This window comes from Mycobacterium cajalii, from assembly GCF_045809005.2.
In the GTDB taxonomy this organism is placed as follows: Bacteria; Actinomycetota; Actinomycetes; order Mycobacteriales; family Mycobacteriaceae; genus Mycobacterium.
Map to the genome: position 1 here is coordinate 3,483,666 of NZ_CM141436.1, position 19,206 is coordinate 3,502,871.

Consider the following 19,206-nt stretch of genomic DNA (forward strand, 5'->3'; position numbering starts at 1 on the left):
GTTCGCTGGTGAGTATGGCCAACTCCGGCAGGATTTCAAAACGTCCGATACTCCCGGCTTCTCGAGGAGGACCGGCATCGACATGTGGAAGGCAGCCGAGTGCATGCGATGGCGCGCGCCGGCCTGCCCGGTGACTGATTCGTCCCGCTGACCCCCGGAAACGGGGACATATTCGGCGCGCCGTCCATGGCGCGACTGTACCCGGCCGGCGGCCGAAGGTGGTTACGCGGGCAATCGGGTGCCCGGGCGACAAAGGACACGGTCAGGCCCCCACCCGGCGCCAGCCGTCGGCGGCCCGGGCGGCTGTGATCAGCGTGTCGCACAGCTCGCGAAGTTCCGCTGCCCCGGCACCCTCGTCCAGCGCGGTGGCGACGTCCTCGGCCGCACAACGCACCTGATAGACCCGGTCAGCGAGGTCCGCCGCGTCGTCGGCCGACAGGACCACGGCGTCCTCGGGCACCGCGCCGCCCCCGGCACGGCTCAGCGACGCACGCTGCTCGTATGCCCGCTGCCGGCAGGACTGCCGGCAGTACTGGCGACGGCGGCCCATCCCGGCATCGGCGACGTCTCGACCGCACCAGCGGCACGGTTGGGGGCGGTCGCGGCGGGTCACGCCTGCGACTTTAACCCGCTCAACGCTTGTCGAGCCGCTGTGCGGGTATCATGGGAGGCTGCGTCGCGCGCCCCTCGCGCACGGCCCGGGGAACTACCCTGGCCGTCGCCACGTTTGCCATGCGAAGAGACGTCCGAGAGAACTGCCACCACAGAGCCCACGAGAGCTCAGAGGTCCAAAGGAGTAGCACCTATGGCTGATCGAGTCCTGCGGGGTAGTCGCCTCGGCGCCGTCAGCTACGAGACCGACCGCAACCACGACCTGGCGCCGCGTCAGATAGCCCGGTACCGCACCGAGAACGGCGAGGAGTTCGAGGTTCCGTTCGCCGACGACGCCGACATCCCCGGCACCTGGCTGTGCCGGAACGGCATGGAGGGCACCCTGATCGAGGGCAACCTGCCCGAGCCGAAGAAGGTCAAGCCGCCGCGCACCCACTGGGACATGCTGCTGGAGCGCCGCTCCGTCGAAGAACTCGAAGAACTGCTCAAAGAGCGGCTCGAGTTGATCAGGTCGCGCCGGCGCGGCTGACGCGGCGCGGGGTGAGGCGTCAGGCGCGGTCGGGAGCGCGTGTCCCGCAGGCGTGTGCCGTACGACCCTCGATGCCCCAGCGCGTGACCTTGACCAGCGCCTCACGGATGTTGGACCCGCTCATCTTCGAGACGCCGAGTTCGCGCTCGGTGAAGGTGATCGGCACCTCGACGATGACGAACCCGTTGCACGCGGTACGCCAGGTCAGGTCGATCTGGAAGCAGTAACCCTTGGATTCCACGCGGTCGACGTCGATCTTCTCGAGGACCTCGCGGCGGTAGGCCCGGTAACCCGCGGTGATGTCGTGGACACCGATGCCCAGCGCCATCCGCGAATAGGTGTTGGCGGTCTTGGACAGGGCCAGGCGCCGCCACGGCCAGTTCCGGACGGTCCCCCCGGCGACGTAGCGCGAGCCGATGGCCAGGTCGGCACCCGCGTCGACGGCATCCAGCAAACGGTGCAGCTGTTCGGGCGCATGGCTGCCGTCCGCGTCCATTTCCACCAGCACCGAGTAGTCGCGGCTCAGGCCCCAGCCGAAACCCGCCAGATACGCGGCGCCCAGGCCGTCCTTGGCGGTGCGGTGCAGCACGAACGTGCGGCCGGGATCGGCGGCGGCCAGTTCGTCGGCGAGCCGGCCGGTGCCATCGGGGCTGCTGTCGTCGACGATGAGCAGGTGCACTCCCGGGCACGCCTTCGTCAACCGGTCGTGGATCAACGGCAGGTTCTCCCGCTCGTTGTACGTCGGGATGATCACGAGCGTGCGCTGGCTCGGACGGTTGCCCGGGGCCTGCGGCGCCGGCTGGGCGGTGGTCATTTAGCTCCTCTGTGTCGCCCGAAATAACGCGGTTGTCGGCCGCTCCGGTGGAGCGGAGTCTAGTCACTGCCCTCGCCGGGCGGGACCTGGTCGCCGCCGTCGTCGGGCGGGGGGTCCTGCGAAGTGTCCGAACCGCCCTCGTCAGGCGGTGCGTCGTCCGGGTCGACCGGTCTGGACCTGAGCCGAATCGGACGCGGGAACCACCCATTGTGCCGTATCCCGGCCAGGACGACCGCCCCGGCCACTGCGACCAGAACCCATTGCAGGGTTGGACCCCACCGGGTTGCTGGCGTCAGCCGGGTCTTGAGCCGCACCTGTATGTCCAGATAGGCGGGTTCGAAGAACTCCGTGTGCACCAGCTCGCCGCCGTCCGGCGCGATCACGGCGCTGACCCCGGTGGTGCCGGCCACCACGACGAACCGGTCGTGCTCCACGGCCCGAACCTTGGCGAACGCGAGTTGCTGCTCGCTCATCGTCTTGTTGAAGGTGGCGTTGTTGCTGGGCACGGCCAGCAGCTGGGCGCCGTGCAGCACCGCTTCGCGCGGCTCACGGTCGAAGATCACCTCCCAGCAGGTCGCCACCCCGACCGGCACCCCGCCGATGTGCACGACCCCGCTGCTTCGGCCCGGAACCATGTGGCCGGCCAGGCCGGCGTACCCGGAGAGGTGCCTGAACAGCCACGGCATCGGTAGGTACTCGCCGAACGGTTGCACGATCTCCTTGTCGTGGCGGTCGGCCGGACCGGTGACGGGGTTCCAGACGATCACGGTGTTGGTGTACTCGGGGTCGTCTGCCGGGCGGCCCGGGATGCCGAGCACGGTGCCGACGAGGATCGGCGCGTGGATGGCGGTGGTGGCTTTCGCGATCTGTTGGGCGGCGTCGGCGTTGACCAGCGGGTCGATGTCCGACGAATCCTCCGGCCAGATCACGAACTGGGGTTGCGGAGCGACCCCTGACCGCACGTCCTCGGCCAGCCGCAGCGTTTCCCGGACGTGGTTGTCCAGCACCGCGCGCCGTTGCTCGTTGAAACCGAGACCCAGCCGCGGCACGTTGCCCTGCACCGCCGCGACGGTGACCGCCGGTTCCCCACCCGCGCCGGTCCCGGCGTGCCGCACCTGGGGCCAGACCGCGACCGCGGCCAACAACACCACGCAGATGCACACGCCCGGCAACACGACGGCGGGCGGCCGGTCGGCTTCGTGGCCGGCGCGGGGTTGCGCCCGGCCGCCCCGCGGCCACCACGCGACGATCTCCCGCGCGATCGCCGTGGCGCTGAACCCCACCAGCACGATCGCCGTCGACAGCAGCGCCACCCCGCCGAGATGGGCCAGCGGCAGGAACGGCCCGTCGGATTGACCGAACGCGACCGACCCCCACGGGAAGCCCCCGAACGGGTAGTTCGCCTTCAACCACTCCTGGGCCGCCCACAGCACGGCGAACCAGATCGGCCAGCCGGGCAGCCGGCGCACCACGACGGCGAACAACCCGAACAGGCCCGGAAACAACGCGCACGTCGTCGCCAGCACCAGCCAGGGCATGGCGCCCACCAGAGCGCTGATCCACGGCAGCAGCGGCAGGTAGAGCGCCAGCCCGAACAGGAAGCCGTAGCCCAGGCCGCCGACCGGTGTCGTGGCGCGGTGCGTGAGCACCCAGGCCAGTAGCGCGGCGGCGATGATGGCGGCCCACCACCAGTTCAGGGGCGGAAAGCTCGCGCACAGCAACAAGCCGCCCGCGACGGCCAGCAGCAACCGGGGCAGCCTGGGCATCATCGCGGCCCGGACCGCGGGCAGCCGGGCCAGCACCGCGGCACCCAGCCCCAGCGCGGCCCGGCGCGTCGCGGCGCCCAGGCGTGCGGCCAGGGCCGGACCGGCAGGGACGGGCTGGGGCTCGGGTTCGCCCGCCGGCGGTTCCGCGGGCTCCGACGGCGCCTCGGCCGCGGACTCGTCGTCGGCCGGGACGGTCTCGTCGGCAGCCTCGGCGCGCTCGTCGCGGGCGAACCAGCCCCTAGCCATGGATCACAGCGCCCCGATGCACGGTTCGCCGGCAGCGTGGCACGGGGTCGCCGGGGCCGAGTCGGGGCAACGCCGCAACCCGGGAGCGCGGGTCGGTGGACCAGCGCTGCACGCCGTCCGGCGCCGCCCGGGCCTCCAGGGTCCCGGCGTCCCACACGGCGTATGACGCCGGCGCGCCGGGCACCAGGGTCCCCGCCTTGGCGTCGAGCGCCCCGCCCGCGCGCCAGCCGCCGCGCGTCGCGGCGGCGAAAGCGGCCCGGGGCGAGAGTGCGCTTCCCGCGGTGCGATGGTTGACCGCCGCGCGGACGCTCACCCACGGGTCCAAGCCGGTGACGGGCGCATCGGAACCGAGGGCGAGGGGCACGCCTTGGGATGCTAACAGCGCGAATGGGTTGAGCCGGCTGCCCCGCTCGGCACCGAGTCGCTGCGCGTACATGCCGGTGGGCCCGCCCCACAGCGCGTCGAAGTTGGGCTGCACGCTGGCGATGACGCCCCAGGCGCCCAGTTTGGCGGCCTGCTCGGCGGTGACCATCTCGAGGTGCTCGAGCCGGTGCCCGCATCGGGCGACCGCGGCCACGCCCAGGTCGGCGACGACCGCATCGAACGCCGCGACGACGGCGGCGACCGCGGCATCGCCGATGACGTGGAAACCGGCCGTCACCTGCGCCTGCGTGCATGCACGCACGTGCGCTTCGACGGCGTCGGGGTCCAGGTGGCAGCTGCCGACGCGGTCGGGCGCGTCGGTGTAGGGCTCGTGCAACCAGGCGGTGCGCGACCCCAACGCCCCGTCGACGAACAGGTCGCCGGCCAGCCCGCGAGCACCCGTCTCCTCCAGCAAAGCGCGGGCCCGGGCCGGGGTGGTGACCGCCTCGCCCCAGTAGCCGATCACCTCGACCCCCGGGACGCCCTGGCCGTTCTGGTCCGGCCCGCGCAGCCGCAGCCAGTCGTCGAGGCCCCCGATCTCGGGGCCTGCGCATTCGTGCACGGCGACGATCCCGGACGCGGCGACGGCCCGCAGCGCGGCCGCCCGGGCCTCGGCCAGCTGCGCGTCGGTGAGCAGGCCCCGGGCGACGGCCCGGACGAGGTGATGCGCGTCACCGGCCAGTGGCCGCTCGGCGGCGAAACCGGCGGCCGCGGCCAGGCCGGGAACCAGCCGTCGCAGCGCGGTCGAGGCGAGGGCGGAGTGGACGTCGACGCGGGCCAGGTAGGCGGGCCGATCGCCGAGCACGGCGTCGAGGTCGGCGGTGCCGGGGGCCTCGTTCTCCGGCCACGCCGAGTCGTCCCAGCCGTGCCCCCACATCGGCAGGCCGGGGTGGGCGGCCGCATGGTCACCGATCATCTTCAGGCAGTGCGCACGCGAGGTGGCCGCCCGCAGGTCCAGGCCGCTGAGCGTCAGGCCGGTCGCGCTGAGGTGGACATGGCTGTCCACGAACGCCGGTGCGACGAACCCGCCGTCGAGGTCGTCCACGGTGGCGTCGGGGAACAGCTCGCGGCCGACGGCGTCGCCGCCCAGCCAGACGACGACGCCCCCGCGCACCGCCATGGCGGTGGCATCCGGGTGGGTCGGGCTGTGCACCCGGCCGTTGACCAGCAGCTTGGTCACAGGCCAAACCTAGTCAAACCTGGGCGTGGCGGTGCCGGGGCGATCAGTACGGGCTTCGCGCGGAGCGTTCCCGGGGCCCACCGGCAATCGGGGCGTTCGGCAACGTGGGGGGCTCGCCCTCGGTCACGTCGATGACCTCGCCGTCGATGAAGTCGCGTTCGCCGCTCGGTTCGCCGTGGCGCACACCGGCCGCGAAAGTGGTGATCAGCGGCACCCGCCGCTGCAGGCCGCGCATCGTCACCGCGGCCAGTCCCGAACCGGCGACGGCCCGGATGGGCGGCACCAGCAGCAGGATCCCCAACGCGGTGGTGACCACCCCGGGCACGACGACCAGACCGGTGGCCACCGTCACCAGGGCTCCGTCGCCCAACGCGCGCCGTGGATTCCTGAGGCCGGACCGCACCTGGCCCACGTGGTGGACGAGCTGCGATCCCGCCATCGGCACCATCAGGGCCCACCCGAGCACGAAGCTGGCCAGCAGCACCAACACGGTCCAACCGAACCCGATCGTCGACACCAGCGCGACGATCACCGCGAGCTCGACACCGGCATATATCAGCAACAACCGCCACAGCATGTGACGCCAACGTCTGCGGGCCGGGCCGGAGTTCCCTGGTGGCGAACGACGCGGCTGCAGTTAGATGACGCTATGACAACGATCGAGATCGACACCCCCGACGGACCGATCGACGCGCTGCTGAGCCTGCCGCCGGGGCAGGGCCCCTGGCCGGGCGTGGTGGTGGTCCACGACGCGTTCGGCTACGGCCCCGACAAGGAGGCGACCAACGACCGGATCGCGCGGGCGGGATACGTGGCGATCACGCCGAACCTGTACGCCCGGGGCGGCCGCGCCCGCTGCATCACCCGGGTCATGCGGGAGGTGCTGACCCAGCGGGGCCGCTCCCTCGACGACCTCCTGGCCGCCCGCGACCACCTGCAGGCCATGCCGGAGTGCACCGGCCAGGTCGGTATCGCGGGCTTCTGCATGGGCGGCCAGTTCGCGCTGGTGATGGCGTCCAGCGGCTTCGGCGCCTCGGCACCGTTCTACGGCACTCCGCTGCCGCGCCACCTCGGCGAGACGCTGACCGGCGCATGCCCGATCGTGGCCAGCTTCGGCGCCCGCGACCCGCTCGGCGTCGGCGCGCCGACGCGGCTGCGCGAAACGACCGACGCCAAGGGGCTGACCGCCGACATCAAGGTCTATCCGCACGCCGGGCACAGCTTCGCCAACAAGCTGCCCGCCCAGCCGCTGCTGCGCATCACCGGCTTCGGCTACGACGAAGCGGCGACCGAGGACGCGTGGAGCCGGGTGTTCTCGTTCTTCCGCCGGCACCTCGCGGCGGCGTGGGCCTAGCCGGGACTTCCGGCCGGCCGGAGCTCGAGGCCGACGTTGTTCTGCATCCCGCCGCGCAGCTTGCTGAACAGGTTGAAGACCTTGCCGACGATGCCGTAACGCCTGCCGATCGCGTCGTAGACGGCGCCCGTGTGCGATTTGTCGAGGACGGCCGCGCTGGCTTCGACGGCCTCGCTTTTCGGGTTGCCACGCATGTCGCAGGCGGCCAGCGTGACCCGCGGGGTGTTGCGGATCCGCTTGACCTTCCACGACTTCTCCTGCGTGATCACCAGCAGCCGGTCCCCGTCCTTGTTGTCCAGGGCCGCCCAGACGGGCGTGGGCTTCGGCCGGCCGTCCCTGGTGAACGTGGTCAGCAGGACGTATTGCGACTTGGCGAGGTCGGCAAAGGTGGGCGTCACGGTGTCAACCTACCGCGGCGCCGTCGCCCCCGCTGACGAGAACTCTCGTCATTGGGGACTCGGCGGGCAGCCCGCGAGCGAGGGAGGGGAACTAGCCCTCGAGGTCGCCCTCGGTCTCCAGCAACGCCTGGCGCAGACCGTCGAGCGTCTCCGGTTGCGGGTCGGCCCACATGCCGCGCCCGGCGGCCTCGAGCAGTCGCTCCGCCATGCCGTGCAACGCCCACGGGTTGGACTCCGCCATGAACTTGCGGTTCTCCTGGTCCAGCACGTAACGCTCGGTGAGCTGTTCGTACATCCAGTCGGCCATCACCTGAGCGGTGGCGTCGTAGCCGAACAGGTAGTCGACGGTCGCGGCCATCTCGAACGCGCCCTTGTAGCCGTGGCGGCGCATCGCCGCCATCCAGCGGGGGTTGACGACGCGGGCGCGGAACACGCGCGTTGTCTCCTCCGAGAGCGTGCGGGTGCGGATCGCGTCGGGCCGGGTGTTGTCGCCGATGTAGGCGGCCGGCGCCTGCCCGGTCAGCGCCCGCACCGTGGCCACCATGCCGCCGTGGTACTGGAAGTAGTCGTCGGAGTCGGCGATGTCGTGCTCTCGGGTGTCGGTGTTCTTGGCGGCCACCGCGATGCGGCGGTACTGCCGGTTCATGTCGTCGACCGCCTCCCGGCCGTCCAGGTCGCGCCCGTAGGCGAACCCGCCCCAGGCCGTGTACACCTGCGCGAGGTCGGCGTCGTCGCGCCAGTTGCGGCTGTCGATCAGCTGCAGCAGCCCGGCGCCGTAGGTGCCCGGCTTGGAACCGAAAATCCTTGTGGTCGAACGCCTCTGGTCACCGTGCTGGGCCAGGTCGGCCTGGGCGTGGGCCCGCACGTAGTTGTCGGCGGCGGGCTCGTCGAGGTCGGCGACCAGCCGCACCGCGTCGTCGAGCATCGTGACCACGTGCGGGAACGCGTCCCGGAAGAACCCCGAGATGCGCACGGTCACGTCGATGCGCGGGCGGCCCAGCTCGGCCAGCGAGATCGGCGTCAGGCCGACGACCCGCCGTGACGCGTCGTCCCACACCGGCCGGACACCCAGCAGCGCAAGCACTTCGGCGATGTCGTCACCCGAGGTGCGCATCGCCGAGGTGCCCCACACCGACAGCCCGACGGACCGCGGCCACCGGCCGTGGTCGTCGCGGTACCGGGTGAGCAGCGAATCCGCCAGCGCCACACCGGCTTCCCACGCCAGCCGGGACGGCACCGCCTTGGGGTCCACCGAGTAGAAGTTGCGCCCGGTGGGCAGCACGTTGACCAGGCCGCGCAGCGGCGAGCCCGACGGTCCCGCCGGGACGAAATGGCCGTCCAGGGCCCGCAGCACCTGCTCGATCTCGGCGGCGCTGCCCGCGAGGCGCGGCACGACCTCGGTGGCCGCGAACCGCAGCACCGCCGCGGCGTCGGGGTTGTCGGTGAGCCGGTCCACGGCATCGGCGTCCCAACCGGTGGCCTGCAGCGCCGCGACCAGTTCCCGGGCGGCGGCCTCGGCGGCGTCCACCGAGGAGCGATCGTCGGTGCCGTCCTCGGCCAGGCCCAGCGCCTGGCGCAGCCCGGGCAGCGTGTGCTCGCCGCCGAACAACTGCCGGGCCCGCAGAATCGCCAGCACCAGGTCGAGTTCGGTTTTCCCGGAAGGCTTCTGGCCCAGGATGTGCAGGCCGTCGCGGATCTGGACGTCCTTGATCTCACACAGCCAGCCGTCGACGTGCAGCAGCATGTCGTCGAACGAGTCCTCCGCCGGACGCTCGGACAGCCCGAGATCGTGGTCCATCTTCGCGGCCCGGATCAGCGTCCAGATCTGCTGGCGGATGGCGGGCAGCTTGGCCGGATCCAGCGCCGCCACGTTGGCGTGCTCGTCGAGCAACTGCTCCAGGCGCGCGATGTCGCCGTAGGTTTCGGCGCGCGCCATCGGCGGGATCAGGTGGTCGACGAGCACCGCGTGCGCCCGCCGCTTGGCCTGGGTGCCCTCGCCGGGGTCGTTGACCAAAAACGGGTAGATCAACGGCAGGTTGCCCAGCGCGGCGTCGGGCCCGCACGCGGCCGACATGCCCAACGTCTTGCCCGGCAGCCATTCGAGGTTGCCGTGTTTGCCCAGATGCACCACCGCGTGCGCGCCGAAACCCGCGTCCAGCCAGTGGTAGGCGGCCAGATAGTGGTGGCTGGGCGGCAGGTCCGGGTCGTGGTAGATCGCGACGGGGTTATCGCCGAAGCCGCGGGGCGGCTGCACGAGCAGCACCAGGTTGCCGGATCGCATTGCGGCGATGACGATCTCACCGTCGGGGTTGTTGGTGCGGTCCACGAACAGCTCGCCGGGCGGCGAACCCCAGTGCGCCTGCACGGCCTCGGTCAGCTCGGCCGGCAACGTGGCGAACCATTCACGATAGTCTTTGGCGGACAAGCGGATCGGGTTGCCGGCCAACTGCCGGTCGGTCAGCCAATCGGGGTCCTGGCCCCCGCGTTCGATCAGCGCGTGGATCAGCGCGTCGCCGTCGCCGTTCTCCACCCCGGGCAACTCGCCCACCCGGTAGCCGTGCTCGCGCATCGCCGCCAGCAACGCGACCGCGCTGGCCGGGGTGTCCAGTCCGACGGCGTTGCCGATCCGGGCGTGCTTGGTGGGGTACGCCGAGAACACCAGGGCCACCCGCTTGTCGGCGGGCGCGACGTGCCGCAGCCGCGCGTGCCGGATCGCCAGTCCCGCCACCCGCGCGCAGCGTTCCGGGTCGGCCACATAGGCGATGAGGCCGTCGTCGTCGAATTCCTTGAACGAGAACGGGACCGTGATGATGCGCCCGTCGAACTCGGGCACGGCCACCTGGGTGGCCACGTCCAGCGGGCTCAGGCCGTCGTCGTTGTCGAGCCATTGTTTGCGGGGGCTGGTCAGGCAGAGGCCCTGTAGGATTGGAATATCCAGGGCCGCAAGGTGTTCGACGTTCCAGCTGTCGTCCTCGCCGCCGGCGGATGCGGTGGCCGGTTTCAGTCCCCCGGCCGCCAGAACGGTGACGACCATGGCGTCGGCCTCGCCGAGCCGTTGCAGCAGTTCGGGTTCGGCGGTGCGCAGCGATGCGCAATAGAGCGGGAGGGGCCGGCCGCCGACGTCCTCGATCGCCCGGCACAGCGCCTCGACGTAGGCGGTGTTGCCCGCGAGTTGCTGCGCGCGGTAGTACAGCACCGCGATCGTCGGGCCTGCGGCGCCGTCGGCGGCATCCGCGCGGGCAAGCTCGCCCCAGGTGGGGGTCGCCACCGGCTCGGCGAACCCGTAGCCCGTCATCAGGACGGTGTCCGACAAGAAGGCGTGCAACTGGCGCAGGTTGTCCACGCCGCCGTGGGCCAGATAGATGTGGGCCTGCACCGCGATACCGGCGGCGACCGTCGACAGGCCGGTCAGCTCCGCGTCGGCGGCCTGCTCACCGCTGACCAGCACGGCCGGGATGCCGCTGGCGATCACCGTGTCGATGCCGCTCTGCCAGGCGCGGTAGCCGCCCAGGATCCGCACCACCACGATCGCGGTGTCGGCCAGCAGGGCGGGCAGCTCGTCTTCGGACAGCCGCGACGGGTTGGCCCACCGGTAGTTCTTGCCGCTGGAGCGGGCACCGATCAGGTCGGTGTCGGAGGTCGACAGCAGCAAAATGGTCGGGTCAGCCACCCATCATTCGTACCGCATCGGCCTACCGCTTCGGCCCACCGCATCGGAAGGCGCGGATTCCCGGACCGGTTCACGCCAGCAAGACCCCGCGCGCGACCAGCACCTCGCGTATCTCGTCGAAGATCGACGAGCGCTGCTCGTAGCCCCGCACGACGGCGACCCAGTCGTCGCCGCTCTTGACCGCGAACTCGGCGGCCGCGGTCAGGGCTGCGTAGTACGCCGCGCCGACATCGTCGGACCACATGACCCAGGCCGCCTCGTTGGTCTGGCACAGCGCGCCGATCGACGCGAAGAACGTGTCGAGCGCGCCGTTCTCCCGATCCGGGTTCAGGAAGTACAACAGGTAGGGCAATTCCGAGTACACCCTGTGCAGGAAGCCGGTGATCGCCGGGTTCAGGTACGGGTACGCTCCTCCAGCTTGTCGGTGTCCGCGAATTTCAGCGCGATCGATCCGCGCCAGGCGCGGGCCACCGCCGAGTTCGCGCACACGTCGGCGAGGGTGTTGTGCACCGCGGCGGTGTCTTGCGCCTGCCAGTCGTCGGCCGGGATCTCGATGTGTCGCAGGCTCATGCCGCGAACCGCCGCACCCGCTCGTGCTCAGCACCGATTACGGGATCTGCCCAAGGTGTGTATGTACGCACCACGCCCCCAACATTCACCACGCGACGCACGCCGGGCAATTATCGTCCCACGAGACCGTAGCGCCCGCGACCACGATCTCCGTCGTACCGTAGGGCATGCCTCGAACCCGCGATACCGACGCCTGTCCGGGTGCGTTGCAGGTGCATCGAGCCGCCGACGGCGCACTGGTGCGGGTGCGACTGCCCGGCGGCATGATCACCGCCGACCAGTTGGCGGCGCTGACCGCCGTCTCGAGCGGGCTGGGCTCCGGAACCCTGGAGCTGACCGCACGGGGCAACGTGCAGGTGCGCGGGGTCACCGACGTGACGGCGGTCGCCGAGGCCATCGCGGGGGCCGGGCTGCTGCCCTCGGCGACCCACGAGCGGGTTCGCAACATCGTCGCCTCGCCGCTGTCCGGCCGCGCCGGCGGACGCGCCGACGTGCGGGGATGGGTCGGTGACCTGGACGCGGCGATCTGCGCCGAACCGCGGCTGGCGGATCTGGGCGGCCGATTCTGGTTCAGCGTCGACGACGGCCGCGCGGACGTGTCCGGTCTGGGCGCCGATGTCGGGGTCCAGGTGCTCGACGAAGGTCCGGCCCTGCTTTTGGCCGGGCGCGACACCGGAGTCCGGCCGGCCGCCGCGGGCGTGATCGAGACGCTCATCGGCGTCGCCCTGCGGTTTCTGGAAGTACGCGGAAAGGCTTGGCGGGTGAACGAATTGGCCGACATGCGCGTGCTGCTGCCCGCTGCAGACCCGCGCGGCCCCACGTTTCCCGTCCGCACCAGGCCCCCGGTGGGGTGGATGGCCCAGGACGACGGCCGCGTCACGCTGGGCGCCGCGGTCCCGCTCGGCGTGCTGCCCGCACGCGTCGCGGAGTACCTGGTCGCGGTCCAGGCGCCGCTGGTCGTCACACCGTGGCGCTCTCTGCTGCTCTGTGACCTCGACGAAGCCGTCGCCGACGCCGCGGTGCGGGTGCTGGCACCCCTGGGCCTGGTCTTCGACGAGAACTCCCCCTGGCTGACGGTCAGCGCCTGCACCGGCAGTCCCGGGTGCGCGCACTCGGTGACCGATGTGCGGGCCGACGCCGCACGCTCGCTGGACCCGGACTCCACGGTGCACCGTCACTTCGTCGGCTGCGAGCGGGCGTGCGGCAGCCCGCTGGCCGGCGAGGTGCTGGTCGCCACCGGGGACGGGTACCGGCTGGAGCGCTCCGCGGCGGGTCGCCGCGGAGACGAGCCTTAGGGTGATCGGGTGCTCGACTACACCCGCGATGCGGCGGAAATCTACCGGCAGTCGTTCGCGACCATCCGCGCCGAGGCCGACCTGGGCCGATTCCCCGCCGACGTCGCGCAGGTCGTGGTCCGGTTGATCCACACCTGCGGCCAGGTCGACGTCGCCGGCCACGTCGCCTTCACCGACGACGTCGTGGCGCGGGCCCGCGCCGCCCTGCGCGCCGGCGCGCCGGTGCTGTGCGATTCGTCGATGGTGGCCGCCGGCATCACCGCCGCGCGGTTGCCCGCCGGCAACGAAGTGGTGTCGCTGGTGGCCGATCCGCGCGCGGCCGAACTGGCCGCGCGGCAGCGCACCACCCGCTCGGCGGCCGGGGTGGAATTGTGGGCGAACCGGATGGACGGCGCGGTCCTGGCGATCGGCAACGCGCCCACCGCCCTGTTCCGCCTGCTCGAGCTGATCGACGCGGGCGTCGCCGCGCCGGTCGCGGTGCTGGGCGGCCCGGTCGGATTCGTCGGGTCGGCACAGTCCAAGCAGGAGCTCATCGAGCGTCCGCGCGGCATGTCCTATCTGGTCGTGCGGGGCCGGCGCGGCGGCAGCGCCATGGCCGCCGCCGCGGTCAACGCGGTCGCGAGCGAGAGCGAATGACCGCAGAGGGCACCGCGCGAAGCGCCCCCAGAGGCACCCTGTGGGGCGTCGGGCTGGGACCCGGTGACCCGGAGCTGGTGACCGTCAAGGCCGCCCGGGTGATCGGCGACGCGGACGTGGTGGCCTATCACAGCGCCCGGCACGGTCACAGCATCGCGAGGGGAATCGCCGAGCCGTACCTGCGGCCCGGTCAGATCGAGGAGCACCTGATCTATCCGGTGACCACCGAGTCCACCGACCATCCCGGCGGCTACGCCGGGGCGCTCGAGGACTTCTACGCCGAGGCCACCCGGCGGATCGCGGCACACCTGGACGCCGGACGCAACGTGGCGCTGCTCGCCGAGGGCGACCCGCTGTTCTACAGCTCCTACATGCATCTGCACACCCGTCTGACGGCGCGGTTCGACGCGGTCATCGTGCCCGGAGTCACGTCGGTGAGCGCCGCCTCGGCGGCCATCGCCACACCACTGGTTGCCGGCGACGAGGTGCTTTCGGTGCTGCCGGGCACCCTGCCGGCCGCCGAACTGACCCGCCGGCTGGCCGACGCCGACGCCGCCGTGATCCTCAAACTGGGGCGGTCTTATCGCAATGTGCGGGAAGCGCTTTCGGCTGCCGGCAAGCTGGACGACGCATTCTACGTGGAGCGGGCCAGCACCCCCGGCGAACGTGTGCTGCCCGCCGCGGACGTCGACGCGAGCGGCGTGCCCTACTTCTCGCTGGCCATGCTGCCGGGCGGGCGGCGGGATCGCAGCCCGGCGACGGGCGCGGTGGCGGTGGTGGGACTCGGGCCCGGCGACACCGACTGGATGACACCCCAGACCCGACGAGAGCTCGCGGCCGCGACCGACCTGATCGGTTACGCCGGCTACCTGGACCGCGTACCCGCCCGCGACGGTCAGCGCCGGCATCCCAGCGACAACACCGACGAACCCGCGCGGGCGCGGCTGGCGTGCTCGCTGGCCGAGCAGGGACATGCGGTCGCGGTGGTGTCCTCGGGCGACCCGGGCGTGTTCGCGATGGCCACCGCCGTCCTCGAAGAGGCCAAGCAGTGGCCGGGCGTTCAGGTGCGGGTGATCCCGGCAATGACCGCCGCCCAGGCCGTGGCCAGCCGGGTCGGAGCCCCGCTCGGTCACGACTACGCCGTGATCTCGTTGTCCGACCGGCTCAAACCGTGGGACGTCATCGCCGCCCGGCTGACCGCCGCGGCCGCTGCGGATCTGGTGCTGGCCGTGTACAACCCGGCGTCGGCGTCGCGGACCTGGCAGGTCGGAGCGATGCGCGACATCCTGCTGGCTCATCGCGAACCGGGCACACCGGTGGTGATCGGCCGCGACATCTCCGGGCCCGAGGAAACCGTCCGGGTCGTGCGGCTGGCCGATCTCGACCCCGCCGACATCGACATGCGTTGCCTGCTGATCGTCGGGTCCTCGCAAACGCAGTGGCACTCAGTCGATTCGGGCGACCGGGTGTTCACCCCCCGGCGCTACCCGTTCTGATCGCGCCCGGTCCCGTTTAGCGTCCGACGGCCGGGGTACCACCCCGATGACGATTGCCCGGTAGGCCGCGCGGCGAGCGAAGGTGTTGATGGTGCCCGATTTCGGTTGGACCCGACATCGAACGGTCTCGCTGCCGTGGCGCAGCGAATCGCATGAGTTGGAGATGACTGAGAATCCGCAAAGCAGTGAAACCGGAATTCGGCAGACCGACGTGTCACGGCTGCCGTTCACCGCGGGAGTGGTGCTGGCCATTTCCGGCCTGAACACCGTTGTGCTGGGCCTGTATTCGATAAGTTCGTGGCAGGGCTGGCTGTTCATCGGCCTCGGAATCGCCGTCGGCGCGAGCGCCTCGATGCTGATCGTCCGTCTGCCGTTGGCCTCGCTGGCCGCCGCCGTCGCGGCGTTGGCGTCGTTGACGGTCTCGGCGGTATGGGTGGCCATGTACCCGTGGTTCAACATGGCGGCCACCGGGCTCTTCCTGCTGGCGATCTACGCCCTCGGCCGCACGAAGCTGCGGCTGCGGACCGGGAGAGATCCGCTACGCACCTAGTGGTGCGCGAATGCGCGTGGCCTCAATGCGCGTGGCCCAGGTCCGGCCCCTCGCCGCCGCTGTGCGTCATGTCGTCGGAGGCGAATTCGCTGCCGTCCGTCTGGGTGTCCGCCGTGGCGTTGCCCTCCGGGCGCCGATTCCTGGCTGTCGTCGCGTCCGCGGGCTCACCCAACAGCAGCGAGCGGACCAGGCGACGCGGCCCGAACGGTCGCAGCATCTCGCTGGCTGGGCGGGGCCGCACCTTCAGCGGCCACCAGAACCAGCGGCCGAGCAGCGCGGCGATCGACGGCGTCATCAGCGACCGCACGATCAGGGTGTCGAACAGCAGGCCGAGCCCGATCGTGCTGCCGGCCTGGCCGATCGAACGCAGGTCGCTGGCGACCATCGACATCATGGTGAAGGCGAACACCAGGCCCGCCGAGGTGACGACCCCGCCGGTCTCGCCCATCGAACGGATGATGCCGGTTTTCAGTCCGGCGCCGATCTCCTCCTGGAACCGCGACACCAGCAGCAGGTTGTAGTCGGAGCCGACGGCCAACAGGATGATCAACCCGAACACCGGTGCGATCCAGTTCAGGTCCAGGCCCAACAGGTGCTGCCACACCAGCACCGAGAGCCCGAAGGCCGCGCCCAGCGACAGCAGCACCGTGCCGACGATCACCAGGGACGCCACCAGTGCCCGCGTGATGATCACCATGACGACGAAAATCAGTGTGATCGCGGCAATCCCGACGATCAAGAGGTCGAAATTGGCGCCCGACTGGATGTCGCGGTAGATGGCCGCCGTTCCGGCCAGGTAGAACCTGCCGTCGGTCAGGGTCGTTCCCTTCACCGCATGGTGGGCGGCCTCGAGTTCCGGCTTGACCGCGGCGATGCCCGCCGGGGTCGCCGGGTCCTTCTCGTGGGTGATGATGAACCGCGCGGCCTTCCCGTCGGGCGACAGGAACAGTTTCAGGCCGCGCTGAAAGTCGGCGTTCTGGAAGGCTTCCGGCGGCAGGTAGAAGTAGTCCCCGCTCCGGGACGCGTCGAACGCCTGGCCCATCGCGCTCGCGGTGTCGGTCATCTGCGACATCTGCGTGACCAGCCCGGAGAAGCTGCTGTGGATGGTGAGCAGGCTGCCCCGCATCGACTTGGCGACGGCGATGATCGGCGGAAACTCGGCCACCATCTGCGGCATGATCGCGTCGATGTTGTTGACGTCCTTGATCAGCGTGCTCATGTTCTCGCTGAACTTGTCGACGCCGTCGATCGCCTCGAACACCGACCTCGTGGCCCAGCAGACCGGGATGTTGTAGCAGTGCTGTTCCCAGTACAGGTAGCCGCGCAGCGGCCGCGCGAAGTCGTCGAAGTCCGCCAGGTGGTCGCGCATCTCGTCCAGCGTCGTCTGCATGGCGTGCATGTCGCCGACCATGCGGTGAGTCGAGTTGCTCATCCGGGCCATCAGGCCCTGCATGCGCTCCATCGACCCGATCATGGCGCCCAGGTCGTCGCTCATCTTGAGCATGTCACCCATCCGGTCCTTCATGAACTGAAGGTTCTCCTGGATCGGGATCGACTGGGCGCTGATCTGGAACGGTATGGACGTGTGTTCGATCGGGCCGCCCAGCGGCCGGGTGATGCTTTGCACCATGGCGATGCCCGGCGAGCGGAAGACGTCTTTGGCGACCCGGTCCAGGATGATCATGTCGCCGGTGTTCCGCATGTCGTGATCGCTCTCGATCATGAGGATGTCGGGATTCATCGTGGCGGCGCTGAAATGGCGCTCGGCGGCCTCATAGCCGACGTTCGACGGCAGGTCTTTCGGGATGTAGTAGCGGTCGTTGTAGCTGATCTTCATCGTCGGCATGATGAGGATGCCCACGATCGCGATGGCCAGCGAGGCCGCGAACACCGGGCCGGGCCAGCGCACCGTCGCGGTGCCGATGCGCCGCCAGCCGTGGACCTTGACGGCGCGTTTCGGGTCCAGCAGGCCGAACCGACTGGCCACGGCGACAACGGCCGGTGCCGCGGTGAGCGCGCCCGCGACCACGACCAGCAGGCCCAGCGCCGAGGGAATGCCCAGCGCCCTGAAGTACGACAGCCGCGCCAGGTGGAGGCAGAAGGTGGCGCCGGCGATCGTCAGCCCAGATCCCAGGATGATGTGGAAGGTGCCGCGGAACATGCTGTAGTACGCGGCTTCCCGGTCCAGACCGGCCTGACGCGCTTCCTGGTAGCGGCCGATGAGGAAGATCGCGTAGTCGGTTCCCGCCGCGATCGCCAACGAGGACAGCATGGCGACGACGAACGTCGAGAACCCCAGCAGGTCGTAGTTTCCGAGTATCGCGACAAGGCCTCTGGCCGTGCCCATCTCGAAGCCGACCATGACCAGGACGAGCAGCACCGTGCTGACGGAACGGTAGGCGATGAACAGCATGATCATGATGACGACGCCCGTGACGCCCATCATCGTGAACATGCTCTTGTCGGCGGCTTCGTTCATGTCCGTCGTCAGCGCGGCCGGGCCGGTGAGGTAGACCTTGAGTCCCTGGGGCGGCGATGAGTGGTCGATGGTCTCCCGGACCGCTTTGACGGACTCGTTGCCCAGGGTGCTGCCCTGGTTGCCGGCCAGGTTGAGCTGGACGTAGGCGGCTTTGCCGTCCCGGCTTTCCACACCGGCGGCGGTGAGCGGGTCCCCCCACACGTTCTGGACGTGCTGCACGTGCTTGTGGTCGGCGTCGAGCTTGCGCACCAGGCCGTCGTAGTAGCGGTGCGCGTCCGGGCCGAGTTTGTGATCGCTCTCCAGGACGACCATCGCGATGCTGTCGGAGTCGGACTCGTGGAACGTTGCGCCGATGCGCTTCGCGGCGATCATCGCCGGCGCGTCCTGCGGCGACATGGTGACCGCGTGGTTTCTGGCGACCGACTCGATCGGCGGCACGAGCAGGTTGACGGCCGCGGTCAGCAGCAGCCACCCGATGATGATCGGGACCGCGAAGTTGCGGACGAATCGCATGAATTTCGGGCGCGCTTCGGTGTCTGTGTTCATCCGGCTTTCACCAAGCAAGAGGTTTGGGCGTGGTGGCCGTCCGCCGACCGCTCGTCTTTGACCTCGCCGTTGACGGTTATGCGGCACCCGATGGTGTCGCTGTTGCCTTGTGCCACCAGGTTGGCGATCACCGCCGGCACGGTGGTGGTGATCGTGTAGGTCCAGGGCAGGCTGGTGAAGTTCGCCTGCTCCGGCTGGGCTCTCATGTCCAGGTAGCTCACGCTTCCGACCGTGTCAGCGGGCCCGTAGACCTCGTATGTCACCCGCTTGACGTGGGATGGTTTGAGCGGTTCGGCGCTGCTGCCGGTGGCCGTGAAGATCTCCTCGGAGCCGAACACGCCGCGAAGATTGATGACCGCGACGGCACCCAGGGCGACTGCCACCACGACGACGAGAGGTACCCAAGCCTTCTTGAGAAAGGCCAACATCGGGGTTTCCTTTCGCTCGTGACCTGGTTCCACCGGGTTTGCTCATTGGCAGTTTCACCCCTGCGCCATTGCAGCTTATAGGGCCATTCGACCCTGTGGGCAGTGGCCTTCAGCCATCTGACGTGCGGTTTGTGGCCTGGTTACGCGCCCGCAGCACAATTTATACCATACCCCCCACCGTATTCTGGACGGCCCGGTGACGACCGATCACGAC

15 protein-coding genes and 1 pseudogene are annotated in these 19,206 nt (G+C 70.4%); 6 read left to right on the top strand and 10 right to left on the bottom strand.

Annotated elements, in window-relative coordinates:
* Positions 1–262: 262 nt before the first annotated feature.
* On the bottom strand, positions 263–613 hold the full coding sequence (locus tag ACJ512_RS16490; protein WP_407689245.1) for a hypothetical protein: 351 nt from the start codon (positions 611–613) through the stop codon (positions 263–265).
* Positions 614–805: 192 nt separating this feature from the next.
* Here ACJ512_RS16490 and rbpA point away from each other — a divergent pair, with 192 nt between their 5' ends.
* The gene (rbpA, locus tag ACJ512_RS16495; RefSeq protein ID WP_407689244.1) at positions 806–1,141 is read left to right on the top strand and encodes an RNA polymerase-binding protein RbpA; all 336 of its coding nucleotides are present in this window, start codon (positions 806–808) and stop codon (positions 1,139–1,141) included.
* A gap of 19 nt (positions 1,142–1,160) precedes the next feature.
* Here rbpA and lnt read toward each other — a convergent pair.
* From lnt to ACJ512_RS16510, 3 genes and pseudogenes are all read right to left on the bottom strand, one after another.
* A pseudogene (gene lnt / locus ACJ512_RS16500) lies at positions 1,161–3,775 on the bottom strand (apolipoprotein N-acyltransferase).
* A 184-nt stretch (positions 3,776–3,959) separates the two neighbouring features.
* On the bottom strand, positions 3,960–5,510 hold the full coding sequence (locus tag ACJ512_RS16505; RefSeq protein ID WP_407689247.1) for an amidohydrolase: 1,551 nt from the start codon (positions 5,508–5,510) through the stop codon (positions 3,960–3,962).
* A 103-nt stretch (positions 5,511–5,613) separates the two neighbouring features.
* Positions 5,614–6,147, bottom strand: coding sequence for an FxsA family protein (locus ACJ512_RS16510; protein WP_407689243.1), 534 nt, complete (start codon positions 6,145–6,147; stop codon positions 5,614–5,616).
* A 72-nt stretch (positions 6,148–6,219) separates the two neighbouring features.
* Between ACJ512_RS16510 and ACJ512_RS16515 the strand changes: the two genes are divergently transcribed.
* Entirely contained in the window at positions 6,220–6,924 is a 705-nt protein-coding gene (locus tag ACJ512_RS16515) for a dienelactone hydrolase family protein (RefSeq protein WP_407689242.1), read from the top strand.
* Here the strand turns inward: ACJ512_RS16515 and ACJ512_RS16520 are convergent.
* The 4 genes from ACJ512_RS16520 to ACJ512_RS16535 all read right to left on the bottom strand — a co-directional run bounded on the left by ACJ512_RS16520 (position 6,921) and on the right by ACJ512_RS16535 (position 11,562).
* Positions 6,921–7,322: a PPOX class F420-dependent oxidoreductase gene (locus ACJ512_RS16520; RefSeq protein ID WP_407689241.1), complete on the bottom strand. Its 402-nt coding sequence runs from the start codon at positions 7,320–7,322 to the stop codon at positions 6,921–6,923. The two genes, ACJ512_RS16515 and ACJ512_RS16520, sit on opposite strands and share 4 nt — an antisense overlap.
* 91 nt (positions 7,323–7,413) lie before the next feature.
* Positions 7,414–10,992 carry a cobaltochelatase subunit CobN gene (gene cobN, locus ACJ512_RS16525; protein ID WP_461479769.1) on the bottom strand — a complete coding sequence of 1,193 codons (3,579 nt, stop codon included), beginning with the start codon at positions 10,990–10,992 and terminating at the stop codon, positions 7,414–7,416.
* 70 nt (positions 10,993–11,062) lie between these two features.
* Positions 11,063–11,356, bottom strand: a complete 294-nt coding sequence (locus ACJ512_RS16530; protein ID WP_407688859.1) for a hypothetical protein — start codon at positions 11,354–11,356, stop codon at positions 11,063–11,065.
* Positions 11,357–11,385: 29 nt separating this feature from the next.
* Complete coding sequence (locus ACJ512_RS16535) at positions 11,386–11,562, bottom strand: hypothetical protein (protein ID WP_407688860.1); 177 nt, start codon at positions 11,560–11,562, stop codon at positions 11,386–11,388.
* Between the two features lie 167 nt (positions 11,563–11,729).
* Here ACJ512_RS16535 and cobG point away from each other — a divergent pair, with 167 nt between their 5' ends.
* From cobG to ACJ512_RS16555, 4 genes are all read left to right on the top strand, one after another.
* Positions 11,730–12,857: a precorrin-3B synthase gene (cobG, locus tag ACJ512_RS16540; RefSeq protein WP_407688861.1), complete on the top strand. Its 1,128-nt coding sequence runs from the start codon at positions 11,730–11,732 to the stop codon at positions 12,855–12,857.
* A gap of 9 nt (positions 12,858–12,866) precedes the next feature.
* Positions 12,867–13,493, top strand: a complete 627-nt coding sequence (locus ACJ512_RS16545) for a precorrin-8X methylmutase (protein ID WP_407688862.1) — start codon at positions 12,867–12,869, stop codon at positions 13,491–13,493.
* Entirely contained in the window at positions 13,490–14,989 is a 1,500-nt protein-coding gene (locus ACJ512_RS16550; RefSeq protein ID WP_407688863.1) for a precorrin-2 C(20)-methyltransferase, read from the top strand. The genes ACJ512_RS16545 and ACJ512_RS16550 overlap by 4 nt, the downstream gene beginning before the upstream one ends.
* Positions 14,990–15,152: 163 nt before the next feature.
* A complete protein-coding gene (locus ACJ512_RS16555) occupies positions 15,153–15,539 on the top strand; it encodes a hypothetical protein (RefSeq protein WP_407688864.1) in 387 nt (128 codons plus the stop codon).
* 22 nt (positions 15,540–15,561) lie between these two features.
* Here ACJ512_RS16555 and ACJ512_RS16560 read toward each other — a convergent pair whose 3' ends face one another.
* Together ACJ512_RS16560 and ACJ512_RS16565 are read right to left on the bottom strand one after the other, a co-directional pair.
* Complete coding sequence (locus ACJ512_RS16560) at positions 15,562–18,564, bottom strand: MMPL/RND family transporter (protein WP_407688865.1); 3,003 nt, start codon at positions 18,562–18,564, stop codon at positions 15,562–15,564.
* A complete protein-coding gene (locus ACJ512_RS16565) occupies positions 18,561–18,992 on the bottom strand; it encodes an MmpS family transport accessory protein (RefSeq protein WP_407688866.1) in 432 nt (143 codons plus the stop codon). Before ACJ512_RS16565 ends, ACJ512_RS16560 begins: the two co-directional genes overlap by 4 nt.
* Between the last annotated feature and the right edge of the window lie 214 nt (positions 18,993–19,206).

Excerpts from the sequence above, each read along its gene's own strand:
- rbpA (WP_407689244.1), top strand. The coding sequence starts at position 806 with ATGGCTGATCGAGTCCTGCGGGGTAGTCGCCTCGGCGCCGTCAGCTAC.
- ACJ512_RS16505 (WP_407689247.1), bottom strand. The coding sequence starts at position 5,510 with ATGGCGGTGCGCGGGGGCGTCGTCGTCTGGCTGGGCGGCGACGCCGTC.
- ACJ512_RS16510 (WP_407689243.1), bottom strand. The coding sequence starts at position 6,147 with ATGCTGTGGCGGTTGTTGCTGATATATGCCGGTGTCGAGCTCGCGGTG.
- ACJ512_RS16515 (WP_407689242.1), top strand. The coding sequence starts at position 6,220 with ATGACAACGATCGAGATCGACACCCCCGACGGACCGATCGACGCGCTG.
- ACJ512_RS16535 (WP_407688860.1), bottom strand. The coding sequence starts at position 11,562 with ATGAGCCTGCGACACATCGAGATCCCGGCCGACGACTGGCAGGCGCAA.
- cobG (WP_407688861.1), top strand. The coding sequence starts at position 11,730 with ATGCCTCGAACCCGCGATACCGACGCCTGTCCGGGTGCGTTGCAGGTG.
- ACJ512_RS16550 (WP_407688863.1), top strand. The coding sequence starts at position 13,490 with ATGACCGCAGAGGGCACCGCGCGAAGCGCCCCCAGAGGCACCCTGTGG.
- ACJ512_RS16555 (WP_407688864.1), top strand. The coding sequence starts at position 15,153 with ATGACTGAGAATCCGCAAAGCAGTGAAACCGGAATTCGGCAGACCGAC.
- ACJ512_RS16560 (WP_407688865.1), bottom strand. The coding sequence starts at position 18,564 with ATGAACACAGACACCGAAGCGCGCCCGAAATTCATGCGATTCGTCCGC.
- ACJ512_RS16565 (WP_407688866.1), bottom strand. The coding sequence starts at position 18,992 with ATGTTGGCCTTTCTCAAGAAGGCTTGGGTACCTCTCGTCGTCGTGGTG.